The organism is Methylophaga sp. UBA4204, from assembly GCF_002379485.1.
Lineage (GTDB): Bacteria > Pseudomonadota > Gammaproteobacteria > Nitrosococcales > Methylophagaceae > Methylophaga.
Genome location: NZ_DFTU01000036.1, coordinates 87,684 through 91,539, shown reverse-complemented (window position 1 = coordinate 91,539; position 3,856 = coordinate 87,684). Strand labels below are relative to the sequence as shown.

The following is a 3,856-nucleotide window of genomic DNA, read 5'->3' as shown; positions in this document are numbered from 1 at the left end:
TAGGCACCGATATGCTGGGTAATACCACCGGCTTCGCCAGCGGCCACTTTTGCTTCGCGGATGTAATCGAGCAGCGAGGTTTTACCGTGGTCAACGTGCCCCATTACGGTAACAACCGGTGCACGCTGTACCAGATCACCCTCAGTTTCGAGTGATTTTTCCAACGCATGTTCGATATCGTTTTCGCTAACCAATACAGCCTGATGCCCCATCTCTTCAACCAACAACACCGCAGTGTCCTGATCGATAGATTCGTTCATCGACGCCATTACACCCATCTTCATCAAGCGTTTGATCACTTCGCCCACTTTAACGGTGAGGCGCTGCGCCAACTCTGCTACCGCAATGGTTTCCGGCACATTCACTTCATGAACAATTTTGGTGGTTGGCTTTTTAAAGGCGTGTTTATTGTGCTTTTTGTGACTCGCACGCAAATGGCTGCGGCGCGCTAATACATCGCTGTCTTCGCCATCTTCAGCAACAAAGTCCAACAAGTCGACCTTGGGAGCTTTCTTGGAGCCTGGCGCGCCTTTTTTGATCGCCTTGCCCGCTCCGCGCTTGTTGCGCTCGGAGTCATCGCCATCATCGTCATCGCGCTTATGGGTTTTCTTGTGGTTATGGCTGTGCTTGGTATCTTCTTTGTCTGCCGGCGGTGCAATAACAGCAACTGCAGGCTTACCTTTGGCTGGGCCACGGCCATCAGGACGGGCTGTTTTTGCTGGCGCTTGTCCAGCAGGTTTTTCCGCAGCATTATCTGCACGCACTGGATTGCGTTTCGCCTCTTCAGCAGCACGCTTGGCCTCTTCACGCGCTTTAACTTCAGCAAGACGCGCAGCCTCTTCGGCTTGACGGCGCTCAATCGCTGCGCGGCGCTTCTCTTCGATACCATCGGTGAAGGAAATGCGGTGGGAAGGCACTTCAGCAGCAGGCGTTTCAACAGCAACCTCTTCCACCGCCGCTTCAACTTCTGGCGCAGCTTCTAGGACAGGCTCGGGCGCAGGAGCGACTTCAGCAACTACCGGCTCTGCAGTCACTTCAACTTCCGGCTCAAAATCTGGCTCTTGCTCTGCAACGACGGATTCGCCCACTTCGTCCTCACGTTTAACGTAGGTGCGTTTTTTACGCACCTCAACATTTACCGTTTTACGTGCATTACCCGTACCGGTTTTAATGGTCGTGGTGGTTTTACGCTGCAAAGTGATTTTTTTAGGTTCCAGCGCGGCTTCGCCATGACTGCTCTTCAAAAAATTGAGCAAGCGCTGCTTCTCATCGTCAGAAACTTTCGCCTCGGCACTTTTGTGTTGCAAACCAGCTTCGCTCATTTGCTTAAGCAAACGCTCGACCGGTGCGCCTATTGATTTGGCGAGTTCATTAACGGTTACTTCTGCCATTGTTCTTCCTCAGGGATTGTTCGTTGCCTACAGGGTTTCGCTCACTAGAGTGGCTCACACTCAGGCAAACCAGGGCTCGCGCGCTTTCATAATCAGTGCGGCGGCACGAGTCGCGTCAACACCTTCAATTTCCAACAATTCATCTATCGATTGTTCAGCTAAATCTTCCATGCTGACAATGCCGCGGCGCGCAAGGTTTGCGGCTAATGCATCATCCATACCTTCCATCGCCAGCAAATCCTCTGCTGGTGCAACACCTTCAATGCGCTCTTCTGTTGCCAGTGCTTGCGTCAAGAGTGCATCTTTCGCACGCGCACGCAATTCTTCAGCAATCGTTTCATCAAAACCATCGATTGCCAGCATTTCTTCCAGCGGAACGTAAGCAACCTCTTCAAGCGTAGTGAAACCTTCTTCTACTAATACGCCAGCAATGTCTTCATCGACATCCAGCGCACTCATAAACATATTGATGTAGCTGCCAGATTCCGCTTCTTGTTTTGATTGCCATTCAGCAATACTCATGACATTGATATTCCAGCCAGTTAATTCACATGCAAGACGCACATTTTGACCACCGCGACCAATTGCCATTGCCAAATTTTCTTCGTTAACAGCCAAGTCCATAGAGCCCGCATCTTCATCAACAACGATGGATTCGATTTCAGCAGGGGACATAGCATTGATAACAAACTGTGCAGGATTATCATCCCACAACACTATATCAACACGCTCGCCACCCAGCTCATTGGACACCGCTTGCACACGCGAACCGCGCATACCCACACAGGCACCTACTGGATCAATACGGCCATCGTTAGTTTTAACCGCAATTTTTGCACGCAGACCTGGATCGCGCGCAGCGCCTTTAATTTCAATCACTTCTTCAGCAATTTCTGGCACTTCAATTTTGAACAGCTCAACCAACATTTGCGGGTTAGAACGGCTCAACAATAATTGTGGACCGCGCGCTTCTGAACGCACTTCTAACAACAGCGCACGAATACGATCGCCCATGCGGAAAATTTCGCGGCCAATTAATTGATCGCGCGGCAAAACACCTTCAGCGTTATTGCCCAAATCCACAATGATGCTATCGCGTGTTACTTTTTTCACGGTACCGCTGATAAGATCACCCATGCGATCACGGTACTCATCAACCATTTGCGCACGCTCAGCTTCACGCACTTTTTGCACGATCACTTGCTTGGCAGTTTGCGCAGCAATACGACCAAATTCTGCGTTATCAATTTTTTCGCGGTAAGTATCACCCACAACAAGTGACGCATCTTTATCGCGCGCTTCATCCAAATAAAGCTGAGTGCCTAACTCTGCCATAGTGTCATCGGCAACCAATTCCCAGCTGCGGAAAGTTTCATAATCGCCAGTGACGCGATTGATAATAACCTCAATGGTTGAATCTTCATCGAAACGTTTTTTAGTAGCAGTCGCGAGTGCAATTTCAATTGCCTGGAAAATTAATTCCTTATCGACGCCCTTCTCATTGGATACCGCATCAGCGACCAGCAAAATTTCTTTGTTCATTGGTTTGCCTCTGTTAACTCCTCAAGCCAGTGCCATGCACACACCAGATATTTACATTTCCCACACCGTCTATTTACGCAATTTGTCGCGAATAGACAGTTCATTTATATTCTGCTGCTAACTACTCTTTATCGTTAGACAGATTATGTTCGCGCATTAAATCCTCGTAACGCGGCTCTACATTTGCTTTATCAATTACATCAATCGCGATCTGTACTTCCTTATTATCTACTTGCAAAAACACATCGCCGCTTTCAACTTTGATGATAACGCCTTTAAAACGACGGCGACCATCGCGTGCGATACGTAAACGCACACTGATAGTTTCACCCACATAGCGCACATACTGCGCCTCTTTATACAGAGGGCGATCCATACCGGGTGATGAGACTTCAAGCGTGTATTCGCCATCAATCGGATCTTCCACATCAAACACACTGCTCACTTGACGACTTACGCGCTCGCAGTCATCCAGCGACACACCATTAGGGCCATCAATAAAAATGCGCACCGTGGTGTAACGCCCTTGCGTCAAATACTCCAACCCCCACAGCTCACAACCCAAGGCGGCGGCGACAGGGGATACCATTTGCTCTAACAATTCTTGCTTGGAAGCCATGCTTTAATCCGGATTCAAACCAGCTCTGCAAAATACAAGAGCCCAAAAAACAAAAATGGGCACAAGGCCCATTCAAACGTTTACTGCTTTCACCACACAGGCCTGCATGGTGGGGACGATGCCCGCAAACAACAAATACAAAAAAGCCCCAAAAAGGGGCTTCTCGACTTGAACTTGCTTTACACAAAAGCAAATTCAATACTTCTTGGTCTGGCGAGAGCCGGGAAATCCCTTTATCTCCACCTGTTTCTTGTTTATCAAGCCAACAAGAAGCAAAGAATTTTTGGTTGCGGGGGCAGGATTT

General features: G+C 48.9%; 4 protein-coding genes. All 4 read right to left on the bottom strand.

The window, feature by feature from the left end:
* A partial coding sequence (locus B3182_RS05125) for a translation initiation factor IF-2 N-terminal domain-containing protein (RefSeq protein ID WP_292751820.1) occupies nt 1–1,391 on the bottom strand: 1,391 nt, incomplete at its 3' end.
* Between the two features lie 60 nt (nt 1,392–1,451).
* Nucleotides 1,452–2,933, bottom strand: coding sequence for a transcription termination factor NusA (gene nusA / locus B3182_RS05120; RefSeq protein WP_292751817.1), 1,482 nt, complete (start codon nt 2,931–2,933; stop codon nt 1,452–1,454).
* 121 nt (nt 2,934–3,054) lie between these two features.
* Entirely contained in the window at nt 3,055–3,552 is a 498-nt protein-coding gene (rimP, locus tag B3182_RS05115; protein WP_292751814.1) for a ribosome maturation factor RimP, read from the bottom strand.
* On the bottom strand, nt 3,488–3,856 hold a 369-nt coding region (locus B3182_RS05110), incomplete at its 5' end, for a hypothetical protein (RefSeq protein ID WP_292751811.1). The genes rimP and B3182_RS05110, both read right to left, overlap by 65 nt.

Bases quoted from the DNA above. Each gene is read 5' to 3' on its own strand.
- nusA (WP_292751817.1), bottom strand. From the start codon at position 2,933: ATGAACAAAGAAATTTTGCTGGTCGCTGATGCGGTATCCAATGAGAAG.
- rimP (WP_292751814.1), bottom strand. From the start codon at position 3,552: ATGGCTTCCAAGCAAGAATTGTTAGAGCAAATGGTATCCCCTGTCGCC.